The 12688-nt window shown below is 71.5% G+C and carries 11 protein-coding genes; 3 read left to right on the top strand and 8 right to left on the bottom strand.

Annotated features, from left to right (window positions below; all coding sequences use genetic code 11):
- Nucleotides 1-359 precede the first annotated feature (359 nt).
- From J2Z30_RS32490 to J2Z30_RS32465, 6 genes are all read right to left on the bottom strand, one after another.
- The gene (locus J2Z30_RS32490; protein WP_044573476.1) at nucleotides 360-2120 is read right to left on the bottom strand and encodes a DoxX family protein; all 1761 of its coding nucleotides are present in this window, start codon (nucleotides 2118-2120) and stop codon (nucleotides 360-362) included.
- Nucleotides 2121-2379: 259 nt separating this feature from the next.
- Nucleotides 2380-3330 carry a 23S rRNA (guanosine(2251)-2'-O)-methyltransferase RlmB gene (rlmB, locus tag J2Z30_RS32485; protein WP_044573473.1) on the bottom strand — a complete coding sequence of 317 codons (951 nt, stop codon included), beginning with the start codon at nucleotides 3328-3330 and terminating at the stop codon, nucleotides 2380-2382.
- Between the two features lie 138 nt (nucleotides 3331-3468).
- On the bottom strand, nucleotides 3469-4866 hold the full coding sequence (gene cysS / locus J2Z30_RS32480; protein ID WP_044573471.1) for a cysteine--tRNA ligase: 1398 nt from the start codon (nucleotides 4864-4866) through the stop codon (nucleotides 3469-3471).
- A gap of 202 nt (nucleotides 4867-5068) precedes the next feature.
- Entirely contained in the window at nucleotides 5069-5560 is a 492-nt protein-coding gene (ispF, locus tag J2Z30_RS32475) for a 2-C-methyl-D-erythritol 2,4-cyclodiphosphate synthase (RefSeq protein WP_044573469.1), read from the bottom strand.
- Nucleotides 5550-6344 carry a 2-C-methyl-D-erythritol 4-phosphate cytidylyltransferase gene (gene ispD, locus J2Z30_RS32470; RefSeq protein WP_044573466.1) on the bottom strand — a complete coding sequence of 265 codons (795 nt, stop codon included), beginning with the start codon at nucleotides 6342-6344 and terminating at the stop codon, nucleotides 5550-5552. The genes ispF and ispD overlap by 11 nt, the downstream gene beginning before the upstream one ends.
- Before the next feature lie 346 nt (nucleotides 6345-6690).
- On the bottom strand, nucleotides 6691-7173 hold the full coding sequence (locus J2Z30_RS32465; RefSeq protein WP_009716930.1) for a CarD family transcriptional regulator: 483 nt from the start codon (nucleotides 7171-7173) through the stop codon (nucleotides 6691-6693).
- 632 nt (nucleotides 7174-7805) lie between these two features.
- Between J2Z30_RS32465 and J2Z30_RS32460 the strand changes: the two genes are divergently transcribed.
- A complete protein-coding gene (locus J2Z30_RS32460) occupies nucleotides 7806-8513 on the top strand; it encodes a hypothetical protein (RefSeq protein WP_044573463.1) in 708 nt (235 codons plus the stop codon).
- A gap of 278 nt (nucleotides 8514-8791) precedes the next feature.
- Here J2Z30_RS32460 and phoP read toward each other — a convergent pair whose 3' ends face one another.
- Both phoP and phoR read right to left on the bottom strand, forming a co-directional pair.
- Nucleotides 8792-9472 (bottom strand): two-component system response regulator PhoP, encoded by a 681-nt coding sequence (gene phoP, locus J2Z30_RS32450; protein ID WP_044573460.1) that lies wholly within the window; start codon nucleotides 9470-9472, stop codon nucleotides 8792-8794.
- Complete coding sequence (gene phoR, locus J2Z30_RS32445) at nucleotides 9469-10764, bottom strand: two-component system sensor histidine kinase PhoR (protein ID WP_020870425.1); 1296 nt, start codon at nucleotides 10762-10764, stop codon at nucleotides 9469-9471. The genes phoP and phoR overlap by 4 nt, the downstream gene beginning before the upstream one ends.
- Before the next feature lie 331 nt (nucleotides 10765-11095).
- Here phoR and phoU point away from each other — a divergent pair, with 331 nt between their 5' ends.
- On the top strand, nucleotides 11096-11776 hold the full coding sequence (gene phoU, locus J2Z30_RS32440; protein ID WP_044573457.1) for a phosphate signaling complex protein PhoU: 681 nt from the start codon (nucleotides 11096-11098) through the stop codon (nucleotides 11774-11776).
- A gap of 400 nt (nucleotides 11777-12176) precedes the next feature.
- The gene (locus tag J2Z30_RS32435) at nucleotides 12177-12407 is read left to right on the top strand and encodes a hypothetical protein (RefSeq protein WP_044573456.1); all 231 of its coding nucleotides are present in this window, start codon (nucleotides 12177-12179) and stop codon (nucleotides 12405-12407) included.
- The last annotated feature ends 281 nt before the right edge of the window (nucleotides 12408-12688 follow it).

Genomic DNA, 12688 nt, shown 5'->3' with positions numbered 1-12688 from the left:
AACAACCCTGCGGGAAGCGACGCCGCCAGACCCCGCCGCCCCGGCGCACCAACGCACCAGGAAAAGCCGCGAAACGCGACTCCGCCGCAGAATGTGGCTCCGCCCCAGACCCCGGACCCCACAGGCGAAGCCCCTACCACGCGGCCAAGCCGCAAATCGACGCTGCGGGGAGGGGCGGGGAGGGGAAAGGCCCTCCGGCCAGGCCGACCCAGCCGCCCGGCCCAGCCATCCTGACGCGCCGACGCGCAAGGGGCGTCCGGGGCTGCACCCTCGAACCCGGGGTCTGGGGCGGAGCCCCAGTTGTGGGAAGGGGCGGGGAGGGGAAGGCCCTCCGGGCACCGCTGGGGGCGGGATCGTGCTCAGCCGAGGAGGCCGCCCAGGGCGGCTTCCTCGGCGGCCGGGTCGCTGTAGTTGTATGTGTTGTCCTCCGGGGGGCCGCCCTCCGGGCCGCCCGCGGACAGGCCGCCGCCGGCGCCGCCCAGCGAGGACGGGCCCGGCGCCGTCGGGGCGAGGGGGTGGCGCGGGGAGCGGGGGGTCGTCCCCAGGCCGGGGCGGGGCCGGGACGCGCCGCTGGGGCGGCCGGACGTGCCGGACGCCGAATCCGTCGCGCTCGGCACCCCGGACGAGGACGTCGACGCCGAGGAGTCCGTGGCGGACGGCTCGGGGCGGTGCGACAGCCGCTCGCGCGGCGACGGCGCGCCCGCCGTGCCGCCGCCCGTGCCCACCGTCCCGCGCTGCCCGCCGCGCGGACTCTCCGCGGGCTTGCTGGGCAGCGGCGAGCCGGGGAGGTTGTTCGTCGGCAGATCGCTCGGCTCCGGCGCCTTCACGACCTCCGAGGACCGTACGGCGGCGCCCAGCATCGAGCCCACCAGCAGCGTCAGCCCGGCGACCACCATCGCCATCACGCCGCCGCGGCGCAGCACCCGGCGCCGCAGCTCCCACAGTTCGGCCCGGGGGCCGAGCCGCCGCCACGCCTCGCCGGCGAGCCGGCCGTCCACCGAGTAGACCGGCGCGCCCGCGATGATCAGCGGGCTCCAGGCGGCGAGGTAGACGATGTCGGGCGCGTCGTAGACCGGCACCGTACGCCAGCTCACGGTGACGATCAGCGCGGCGGACAGCAGCGCGCCGAACGAGGCGGCCAGCCGCTGCCACAGCCCGAGCACGGTGAGCACCCCGACCACGATCTGCAGGAACGCCACGGTCAGCCCGGCGCCCACCGGATGCTCCAGCGCCAGGTCGCGCAGCGGCTCGGCGATCGGCCAGGGGTGCAGCCCGCGCAGCCAGGTGACCATCGAGCCGCGCTCGCCGCCGTCGAAGTAGACGGGGTCGGAGAGCTTGCCCATCCCGCCGTAGATGGAGATGAAGCCGAGGAAGATGCGCAGCGGGAGCAGGACGACGCCGAGGTTCATCCGGCGCCCGGGGTAGTAGGCGTGGCGTACGGACTCGGAGTGGCGGCGCGGGCGCGGGACCGCGGCGCGCCGCGACTCGTCCCGCTCGCCGTCGAGGGCGCCCGGCCGTCCGGAGGGCGCGCCGCGCCGCTCCGTCCCGGCCGCCCTGGCCACCGCGCTCGCCCGGCCCGATCCGCCCGATCCGCCCGATCCGCGCGCTCCGCCCGCCTCGGCCGGGCCGTCCGCGCCCGGACCCCGCCGCCCGCCGGACGACCGGGGCACGGACTCCGTACGGGGGTTGCGCGGGCCGATGACCGTGGGCGCCGTGTCGTCGTCGAAGGCGATCCGCGGCAGCACCTGCGTGGCGCCCAAGTCCTCGGCGCCCTCGCCCGCCCGGGAACGGCCCAAACCATCGGTCAGGCCATCGGACAGACTGTCGGTCAGTCCCTCGGAGGAGTACCGCACGGCCTGCAGCAGCCGGGTCGCCGCGGTGTCCCCGCCGGGGCGGGTGCGGCCGCTCCACACCACGGGCGGCCGACGCCGGCCGGGGGCCGGGACGCGGGCGAGCCGGGCCGTGTCCGTCAGCGTGTTGCTGACGACCGGGACGCTGAGCTGCACCCGGAAGCTCGGGGCATTGACGGCGACCTGCGCCGGATCGCATGGCACCTTGGCCATGGTCAGCTGTGGTTCGTCGTCGAATCCCCCCGCGCGTCCCGCCAGGGGCGAAGGCATGCGGGCTTTTCTGGTCTCCACGTCCAACTAACCGAGCGACGGACGGGAAAGACACTGCCGGGGACGTCCCGATCTGTCCGAGGCCCGTCAAGATCATCGGCCGGAGGGCGCAGCATGACCGACCGGGGCACCAACGCTCCGGCCCACGCCCGTACCGGACTCGCCCACGCCCGGCGGCGCACCGCCCATGCCCGGCAGCACACCGTTCACGCCCGGCGGCGCACCGCCCAGGCCCGGCGGCGCGCCGCCCACGCCAGGGTCAGCCCCGGCGCCGTGCCGCCTCGTACAGCACGACGCCCGCCGCCACGCCCGCGTTCAGCGACTCCGCGCCCCCCGGCATCGGAATCCGCACCCGCAGATCACAGGTCTCGCCCACCAGCCGCGACAGCCCCTTGCCCTCGCTGCCGACGACGAACACGACCGGGCCGTCCAGCACCTCGAGATCCTGCAGCTCGACATCGCCGTCCGCCGCCAGCCCGACCACCGTCAGGCCCGCCTTCTGGTAGGCCTCCAGGGTCCGGGTGAGGTTGGTCGCGCGGGCGACCGGGGTGCGGGCGGCGGTGCCCGCGGAGGTCTTCCAGGCGCCTGCGGTCATCCCGGCCGCCCGCCGCTCCGGTACGACCACGCCATGGCCGCCGAAGGCGGACACCGAGCGGACCACCGCACCCAGGTTGCGCGGATCCGTGACGCCGTCGAGGGCGACGATCAGCGGGTCCTCGCCCTCGTCGAAGGCGGCCGCGCTCAGGTCCTCGGGGTGGGCGTACTCGTACGGCGGGACCTGGAGCACCAGGCCCTGGTGGTTCAGCCCGTTCGTCATCCGGTCCAGCTCGGCCTTGGGCGCCTCCATGAGGTGGATGCCGCCGCGGTCGGCCGCGACCTTCAGCGCCTCGCGCACCCGGTCGTCGCTGTCGATGAACTGCTGGACATACAGCGTGTTCGCCGGAACGCCCTCGCGCAGCGCCTCGACCACCGGGTTACGGCCCACCACCAGCTCGTTCGAGCCCTTGCCGCCGCGCCGCGGGACGGGGCGCTTGGCGGACTGGCGGGCGCGGGCGTTGGCCATCCGCTGCTTGGCGTGTCCCTTGCGCATCTCGGCGGGCGGGGTGGGCCCCTTGCCCTCGAGGGAGCGGCGCCGCTTACCGCCGCTGCCGACCGTCGCGCCCTTCTTGTTGCTGGTACGGCGGTTCCTGCGCTGGCTGTTGCCGGCCATGAATGTCACCTGTCTCTTCACTGCTCAGCGCTGCTCGGCAAACGGCAACGGAAAAACGTCGAACGCAACACGCGTCTACGGTCGTATGTACGGTCACAAGTGTGCCGCCCGAGGTGGCGGGCGGCACAAACAGCGAGGTCAGCGGGTGCCCAGCTCCCAGCGCGGCCCGGACGGGGTGTCCTCGATCACCAGACCCGACTGCTGCAGCTGATCGCGGATCGCGTCCGCCGTCGCGTAGTCCTTACGGGTCCGCGCGGCCTGCCGCTGCTCCAGGACCAGCCGGACGAGGGAATCGACCACGCCGTGCAGATCCTCACCGCGGTCCGAACCGCCCGCCCAGTGCTCGGCGAGCGGATCGAGGCCCAGCACCCCCAGCATGGCCCGCACCTCGGCGAGCCGGGCGACCGCCGCCTCCTTGTCGTCGGCGGTCAGGGCGGAGTTCCCCTGGCGAACGGTGGTGTGGACGACCGCGAGCGCCTGCGGCACCCCGAGGTCGTCGTCCATCGCCTCGGCGAAGGCGGGCGGCACCTCGGCGGCGGGCTCGACGCTCCCGGCCTTCTCCACCACGCGCTGGATGAAGCCCTCGATCCGCGCGAACGCCGACTCGGCCTCGCGCAGGGCCTCCTCGCTGTACTCGATCATCGACCGGTAGTGCGGGGTGCCCAGGTAGTAGCGGAGCACGATCGGACGCCAGCGCTTGACCATCTCGGAGACCAGCACCGAATTGCCGAGCGACTTGCTCATCTTCTCGCCGCTCATGGTCACCCAGGCGTTGTGCGCCCAGTAGGCGGCGAAGTCGTCGCCGAACGCCTTGGCCTGCGCGATCTCGTTCTCATGGTGCGGGAAGATCAGGTCGACGCCGCCGCCGTGGATGTCGAAGGCGCGCCCGAGGTACTTGTGCGCCATCGCCGAGCACTCCAGGTGCCAGCCGGGACGGCCGCGCCCCCACGGGGTCTCCCAGCTGGGCTCCCCCGGCTTCGCCGCCTTCCACATGGCGAAATCGCGCGGGTCGCGCTTGCCGGTCTCGCCCTCGCCCGAGGGCTGGCGCAGTCCGTCCAGATCCTGGTTGGAGAGCTTCAGATACTCGGGGAACGAGCGCACATCGAAGTAGACATTGCCCTCGGCGGCATACGCATGACCCCGGTCGATCAGCTCCCGCATCATCTCGATCATCTCGGGGACATGACCGGTCGCCCGCGGCTCATAGGTCACGGGCAGGCAGCCGAGGATGTCGTACGCCTGGTTGAAGGCGCGCTCGTTCTCGTAGCCGATCGCCCACCAGGGGCGCTTCTGCTCCGCCGACTTCGCGATGATCTTGTCGTCGATGTCCGTGACATTGCGGATGAACGTCACGTCATAGCCGCGGTGGGCGAACCAGCGGCGCATGATGTCGAAGTTCAGCCCCGACCTGATGTGCCCGATGTGCGGGGCGGCCTGCACGGTCGCGCCGCACAGGTAGATCGAGACACAGCCCGGCTTGAGCGGGGTGAAGTCACGGATCTGCCGAGCGCTGGTGTCGTACAGGCGAATAGTCACGCATCAAGGGTAGTGGGAAGAGAACGGTGCCCCGTGCCCCTTCCACGCGGGGACACAGAAGCGTGACACTCGGGACGCGGGTGACACTCCGGACGCACCCGCGCGCCCATCCCGAACGCCGGGCGGCGCCACCGCCGGAGCATCCGCGCCCCCCCCGTACGGACTACCGGTCGCCCTTACCTGTGGCCCTTACCTGTCGCCCTTACCTACGGAACACCAGCGCCGTCGCGATCGCCGCGAGCCCCTCGGCGCGGCCGGTCAGCCCCAGCCCGTCCGTGGTCGTACCGGACACCGAGACGGGGGCGCCCACGGCCGCCGTCAGCGCCTTCGTCGCCTCTTCGCGCCGTTTGCCGATCTTCGGGCGTACGCCGATCACCTGGATCGCCACGTTGCCGATCTCGAAGCCCGCGTCCCGGACGATCCGGGCGGCCTCCGCGAGCAGCGTGGTACCGGCCGCGCCGGACCACTCGGGGCGGCCGGTGCCGAAATGGGCGCCGAGATCGCCGAGCCCGGCGGCGGAGAACAGCGCGTCACAGGCGGCGTGCGCCGCCACATCACCGTCGGAGTGCCCGGCGAGTCCGTACTCCTCGCCCTCCCACAGCAGCCCGGCGCACCACAGCTCACGGCCCTTCTCGAAGGCGTGCACATCCGTGCCGATGCCCACCAGGGGGAGCATCGCCGCATCAGAAGCCATCGTTCGCCCTCCTGCGGGCCAGGACCGCCTCGGCCAGCACCAGGTCCAGCGGCCGGGTCACCTTGAACGCCTCCTCGTGGCCGGGGACGACCACGACCTCGACACCGAGCCGCTCCACCATGCCCGCGTCGTCCGTGGCGCCCTCGCCCTCCAGGACGATCTTCTCGTGGGCGGCCACGAGCGTGGCGCGGTCGAAGCCCTGCGGGGTCTGGACGGCGCGCAGCAGCGCGCGCTCGGGGGTGCCGACCACCGGCTCGGGCTCACCGGCCCGCTCCCCGGTGCGCGGCTCGACCTGCTTCACGGTGTCGGCCACCGGCAGCGCCGGGACGACGGCGGGCGCCCCGTCCCGTACGGCGGCGACGACCGCGTCCACCGTGTCCACGGGCACCAGCGGCCGGGCCGCGTCGTGCACCAGCACGGTGGTGACGGTCTCGGGGACGGCGGCCAGCCCCTCGCGCACCGACTCCTGGCGGGTCTCGCCGCCGGGCACGACGACCACCTCGGTGGTGTCGCCGAGGCTGCCGCTCAGCGGATACGCGTCCAGCAGCCGCCGCACCTCGTCGGCGCCGTCCGGCGGGGCGACCACGACGACGAGGGAGACGGAGCGGGATCCGGCCATCGCCCGTACGGCGTGGACGAGCATGGGCGTGCCGCCCAGCGGGCGCAGCGCCTTGGGGGCGCCCGGACCCAGTCGCACGCCGCGGCCCGCGGCGGGGATCACGGCGGCGGTGCGGACGGTTCGCCCGGACACGCCGGAGCCGCCGTGGTCCGGTGTTGCGGACATTGAGTTGGCGTTCAGGTTTGCTTCCTCAGCCGAAATGGGTATGGCCACAGCGTGCCGGGCGCGATGCCCCGACCGGCCCCTTCCGTGACGACTGGTCGAGCCAGCTGCCCGAGCCCGGCACACCTACACCGCGCACCGTGCGCGCGGTGGCGCATCGGCACCAGGTGCGATGGACCAAATGCGATGGACGGTGACTCAGAGATCGCTCGGGGAATCGAACGAGGGATCAAAGGAGATCACTCAGGGGATCAGGACGTCCGGCACGTACACATGCCGCAGCGCCCGGCGACAGACGATTTAGCGGGAATTCACGTCTGAGTCACTCGGGCACCACGGCATTGATTTGTCAGGACGCGAGAACCTCGTCGAGCAGGGCCTCGGCCTTGTCCTCGTTGGTGCTCTCGGCGAGGGCGAGCTCGCTCACCAGGATCTGGCGGGCCTTGGCGAGCATGCGCTTCTCACCGGCGGAGAGTCCGCGCTCACGCTCTCGGCGCCACAGGTCACGCACGACCTCGGCAACCTTGATCACATCACCGGAGGCGAGCTTCTCGAGATTTGCCTTGTAGCGACGGGACCAGTTCGTCGGTTCTTCCGCATACGGTGCGCGCAGCACCTCGAAGACCCGGTCCAGCCCGTCCTGGCCGACCACATCACGCACACCGACGAACTCCGCATTGTCCGCCGGCACACGAACCGTCAGGTCACCCTGAGCGACCTTCAGCACCAAGTAGGTCTTGTCCACGCCTTTGATCTGGCGAGTTTCGATGGCCTCGATCAGCGCGGCCCCGTGATGGGGATAGACCACGGTGTCGCCAACCTTGAACGTCATGTGACAGGTACCCCTTCCGTGGCTATCCAGGGTAACACGGGAACGCCTTCTTCTGAATGGCGTTTTCGCAGGTCAGGGCACATCTCGGGGCTTGACAAGTGCGGCAGGAACGTGCTGCACGAGGCCTGCGGAACCGGGTATTCGCAGGTGGGAGCGGCTGTCCAGGTACCCCGAAACCCACCCGTTACGCGTCGGAAGAAGCCCGGACGAGTGGCCCTACGTCCCGTTTTGCCGGAGTCCAGTCGATGGACTTCCGCTACTCCGTTCGGATCAGGAGTGCGGGATCCGGCCCCGATTCGAGAATTGATCACGGACTTGATCACGCAGAGCGGATCAAGTCCGTGATCAATTCTCGGACGTGCGTGGATTCCTTACCGATAATCTCCCGCGCGGCCGGTAGAGCCGATATTCGGGACTTCGGGACGGCGCCGTACGGACCGCGTGACGCACGCGGGAAGCGCGCCCGAACCACACCGGACCCACGCCGGAACCACCTCGGAACCGGCAGCGTACGGGCGTGCCGCCCCGGGGCCGATCGCCTTGGGGCGGGTCGGGTGCGGGCCGAGGAGGGCGGATCGGTAATCTAAGCGCGCTGATCCAACCTTTACCTCGTCCTAGGAGATGCCGCCGCCGTGAGCAGCAGCCTTCGACGCGGCGCCCTCGCCGCAGCCGCCATCGTGGTCTCGATCGCCCCGCTCTCCGCCTGCGCGGCGGGGAACGACGCGCAGACCCTGGAGGTCAAGCCCGACAACGCCGCGACGTCCGTCGGGGACATCAAGATCCAGAACGCCACCGTGGTGACCCAGCCGGACCGCACCGCCAAGGGCCCGGCCGTCATCACCGGCCGGATCTTCAACAACGGCAAGAACGACCAGACCGTCAAGGCCATCACCCTCCCCGGCACCAGCGCTCGGGTGAAGCTCTCCCCGGCCAAGGGCAAGGGCCCGGTCGTGGTCCCGCACGGCGGCTCGGTGGCCTTCGGCGGCAAGGGCAACGCCTCCGCCGTCATCAGCGACGGGCGCGAGGCCACCCAGGACGGCAACGCGGAGCGGGTCGTCTTCGACCTCAGCTCGACCGGCAACATCCCGATCACCGCGTTCGTGGTCCCGGCGAAGAGCTACTTCAAGGGCTGGGGCCCGTCCGAGCTGCCGACCGCCAAGCCGTCGGGCTCGGCGACGCCCGGCGGCAAGCCGAGTGGTACGCCCAGTGGCACCGCCAGTGGTACGCCCAGTGGCACCCCGTCCGGCACGGCGAGCGGCCGGCCCGGCGGCGAGGAGAGCAGCGGCGCCCCGAACGGCATCGCGTCCGGCGAGCCCAACCCGAACGGCGGCGGTCACTGAGACCCGTCGGCCGGTCGCCACGGGCCTCTGAGACCCGCCCAGGCATGCGCGAGGGCGGCCCTGGACCTTTCCAGGGCCGCCCTCGCGCATGAGCAGGTGGCTTTACGGCTCGAACTTGTAACCCAGACCCCGCACCGTCACCAGATACCGAGGCGCGCCCAGGCCGGGCTCGCCCCCCTTCCGCGTGCGCCCCTCGCACCACTCGGCCCTGGCGGGCCTCACGGGCTTCGGGACACTGTGCCGGACTCCGTCCGGCGGTCCGGGGCTCAGGCCCGGCTTTACGGCTCGAACTTGTAGCCCAGACCCCGCACCGTCACCAGATACCGAGGCGCGCCCGGGTCGGGCTCGATCTTGGCCCGGAGGCGCTTGACGTGGACGTCGAGGGTCTTGGTGTCGCCCACGTAGTCCGCACCCCAGACGCGGTCGATCAGCTGCATCCGGGTCAGCACCCGGCCCGCGTTGCGGAGCAGCATCTCCAGCAGGTCGAACTCCTTCAGCGGGAGGTCCACCTTGCCGCCGCCGACCGTGACCACGTGCCGGTCGACGTCCATCCGGACCGGTCCGGCCTCCAGGGCGGCCGGGGTGACCTCCTCCGGCTCACCGCGGCGGCGCATCACGGCTCTGATCCGGGCGACCAGCTCGCGCGAGGAGAAGGGCTTGGTCACATAGTCGTCGGCGCCTATTTCCAGCCCGACCACCTTGTCGATCTCGCTGTCCTTGGCGGTCACCATGATCACCGGGACATTGGACCGGCCGCGCAGCTGGCGGCAGACCTCCGTACCGGGCAGGCCCGGCAGCATCAGGTCGAGCAGCACCAGGTCGGCGCCGTTCCGCTCGAACTCATCGAGCCCCTCGGGGCCGGTAGCCGCGATCGCGACCTCGAATCCCTCCTTGCGAAGCATGTACGACAACGCGTCGCTGAACGATTCCTCGTCCTCGACGACCAGAACTCGGGTCACGGAAGGACCTCCGGGGCTGAGAGTGGTTCATTGGTGAAGGTCTCGTACGGTCGGCCGTGGTCCTCGCCATCGAGGTCTCCGGTGTCGTACGACTCGCTCGACTCGCGCGTCTCGCTCCGCGAGCGGTCCCGGTCCCGCGCCGCACCGGCTTCCGGGAGTCTCAGGGTGAAGGTGGAGCCCTGTCCCTCGGCGCTCCACACGGTGACCTCCCCGCCGTGCGAGGCGGCCACATGCTTGACGATGGCGAGCCCGAGCCCGGTCCCGCCGGTCTGCCGCGAGCGGGCCGGGTCGACCCGGTAGAAGCGCTCGAAGATCCGCTCGCGGTCCTTCTCGGAGATGCCTATGCCCTGGTCGGTCACGGCGATCTCGATCAGGTCCCCGCCGGTCGCGGGGATGCGGCGGGCGGCGATGCCGACGCGGGTACGGGCCGGGCTGTAGTTGACCGCGTTCTCGACGAGATTGCCGAGTGCGGCGGCCAGCTGGCCGCGGTTGCCCCAGACGTGCAGATCGGCGGTGCCGCCCGTGGCCATCGTGATCTGTTTGGTGCCCGCCTGGTGGCGGCACCGGTCGATGGCCTCGGCGACGAGCTCGTCCACCCGGACCGGCTCGGCGTCCTCCAACGGGTCGTCGTTCTGCACCCGGGAGAGGTCGATGAGCTCCTGGACCAGGCTGGTCAGGCGGGTCGCCTCGACCTGCATCCGCCCGGCGAAGCGGGTGACCGCCTCCGGGTCGTCGGACGCGTCCATCACGGCCTCGGACAGCAGGGACAGCGCGCCGACCGGGGTCTTGAGCTCATGGCTGACATTGGCGACGAAGTCGCGTCGTACCGCCTCGATCCGGCGGGCCTCGGTGAGGTCCTCCACGAGCAGCAGGACCAGCCGGGAGCCCAGCGGGGCCACTCTGGCGGACACCGCGAGCGCGTCGCCGCCCCGGCCGGTGCCGCGGCGCGGCAGATCGAGCTCGATCTGCCGGATCTCGCCGTCCCGCCGGGTGTCGCGGGCCATCGCCAGCATCGGCTCGACGGCCAGCTTGCCGCCGCGCACCAGGCCCAGCGCGTACGCGGCCGAGCTCGCCTTGACGACGGCGTCCGCTTCATCGAGGACGACGGCCGAGGAACGCAGTACCGACAGCACTGTGTCCACGCCGGGCGGCAGCACGGCGTCGGTATGCAGCGAGGAGCGCGTAGGCTTCGCCTGTTCACGCTCGCTCCAGCGGAACGCCAGCATGGCGATGACGCCGGTGCACAACCCGGCGAGCGCCGCCACTGCGGCGATCGCCGCGTTCACGTTCATGCGTCCAGGTTATGCGGGCGGCGAGACCCCTCCACAGCCCCGTGACGATCCCCTCGGTCAGACGTTGCCGAGAGTTCACCGAGGAGTCGGTATCGGTTCACTCCGGACGTTTCGTCGAGCGGGTCTCACACGGGGCGGCCGGGGTCGCGTTGCCGAGAGTTCACCTGGGCATCAGGTGTGATTAACGCCGGATGCCGGAAGCGGACGCGTTTCGGCCGGAGCGTGGAAGTGTGGGGCCCCGGGGCATGAGCCATGAGCCACGGAGAACTGCCAGGAAACCTGTCAGAGCCTGTCAAAGATCGTCACCGAGAGTCAGTGAAAGAGGTCAGTGATGCGGGACGCGTACCACGAGGAGCTTGATTCGATCGGGGACGGCCTGGTCGACATGGCCCGGCTCGTCGGTTCGGCCATCGGCCGTGCCACCACCGCGATTCTCGACGCGGACCTCAAGCTCGCCGAGAGCGTCATCGCCGCCGATGAGAAGGTCGATGATCTGCAGCGGGACCTGGAGGGACGGGCGATAGCCCTGCTCGCCCGGCAGCAGCCGGTCGCCACCGATCTGCGGATCGTGGTGACCAGCCTGCGGATGAGCGCCGACCTGGAGCGCTCCGGCGACCTCGCGCAGCACGTCGCCAAGCTGGCCCGGCTCCGCTTCCCGAACTCGGCCGTGCCGCACGATCTGCACGCCACGATCCTGGAGATGGGCCAGCTCGCCCAGCGGCTGATGGCGAAGTCCGCCGAGGTCATCATCACCAAGGACGTCGACCTCGCGCTCCAGCTGGAGCAGGACGACGACGCGATGGACCTGCTGCACCGCACCCTCTTCCAGCACCTGATGGACGACCGCTGGAAGCACGGCATCGAGACGGCCGTGGACGTCACGCTGCTGGGCCGCTACTACGAGCGGTTCGCGGACCACGCGGTCTCGGTCGCCAAGCGCGTGGTCTACCTGGTCACCGGTGAGCACGCCGACGAGATATCGGCGCAGGGGGATGTCGTCGAGGGAGCGTGAGCGGCTACGGGGCGTGAGCGTCTGCGACGGTGTGCATCAAAGCGCCGTCGACGCGCCCCTGCGCTCGGCCGCCGGGTCGTCGGCACCATGAGCAGCAGGTGACGTGACCCCTCCCGAGGAGGAGACGCATGGCGGACCTCTCCAAGCCCGAACCCGCTCCGGCCCACCCCGTCGGCGCATGCGGCTGCGGCTCGGGCTGCGGCTGCGGCTGTCAGTCCGGCGGCCCGTGCCAGTGCGGCGGCAACTGCGGCTGACCGGCGCGACCGATACGAACCGCATAACCGCACGACAGAGGGCCTGGGACCGATGACCGGTCCCAGGCCCTCGCGCGTCGGCCACGGTTTCATCGGCACGTCCCGCCCGAGGTGCGGTCGGCGCCGTAAGCGGCGAGCCTGGTCCTATGGAGGACATGACCCCGGCCCCGCCCCGCGTCGTGGTGGACGAACCGCTGGACGGCCGCCGCCGTGTGCTGATCGACGGCGCCGACGTCGGAGTGGTGGTGAGCCCGGACGAGCTCCGGCGGCTCCTGCACCGCGCGGGTGTGATGGAAGAGGACGCGCCCCTCGACAACCCCGAGCTGATCGAATGGAACGGCGGCGGCCCCGACGACTGGCCCGCCGCGCCCAGATGACGTAGCAGAGACGACAGAACCGCCACAACGTCCGGCGCCGGTCCCTCCCCTCGTGGGGACCGGTGCCGAACGCTGGAGCGGTGCCGATCCGCGCCGTACGGGTGCGGACCGGGGGGTCGGATCCGTGGTCGATGCGACCGCCGTCCCCGATGGGACCGGCTTCACGGATCTCTACGGATCTCCGGGGCTCACGCGACGCGCCCGTGCACACCGTCTCGTGACTGCGACGAAAGCTGACCGAGAACATGCGGTGCCATGGGTTGTCTCTCCGTGCGCTGAGC

The organism is Streptomyces iranensis, assembly GCF_017874715.1.
GTDB lineage: Bacteria > Actinomycetota > Actinomycetes > Streptomycetales > Streptomycetaceae > Streptomyces > Streptomyces iranensis.
The sequence above is the reverse complement of the archived record's forward strand: the minus strand, read 5'-3'. Positions and strand labels throughout refer to the sequence as shown.